The 479-nt window shown below is 43.4% G+C and carries 1 pseudogene; it reads right to left on the bottom strand.

Annotation, left to right across the window (positions count from 1 at the left end):
* Positions 1-479: pseudogene (locus KI369_RS28545) on the bottom strand (DNA translocase FtsK); the annotation flags it as partial.

Raw genomic sequence — 479 nt, 5'->3', positions numbered from 1 at the left:
CTTCCACTTGTGGTTCTACCACCACTTGCTGTATTGGACGTTCTTCCACTTGTGGTTCTACTACCACTTGCTGCATTGGCTTTTCTTCCACTTGTGATTCTACTACCACTTGCTGCACTGGTGTTGCTTCTACTTGTTGTACAGGCTTATTCTCCACTCGTTCGCTCATAGAAGATTGCATTGCATTCGCTCTAGCCGCATGTCTTTCCATTAATCGTGTTCTGTCTTGTTTCAACATAACAACATTAAATGGTACGTGACGCTTTTTCTCACGTTTTGGTTCTTCTTTTTGTACAACTGGTTGCTCTTGTGAGATCGATGTTTCCTCTACAACTTGCTGTTCTTCTGCAATCAGTGCTTCTTCTACAACTTGTTGCTCTTCCGCAATCGGTGCTTCTTCTACAACTTGTTGCTCTTCCGCAATCGGTGCTTCTTCTACAACTTGTTGTTCTTCCGCAATCGGTGCTTCTTCTACAACT

Source organism: Bacillus sanguinis (assembly GCF_018332475.1).
GTDB classification, from domain to species: Bacteria; Bacillota; Bacilli; order Bacillales; family Bacillaceae_G; genus Bacillus_A; species Bacillus_A sanguinis.
The sequence above is the reverse complement of the archived record's forward strand: the minus strand, read 5'-3'. Positions and strand labels throughout refer to the sequence as shown.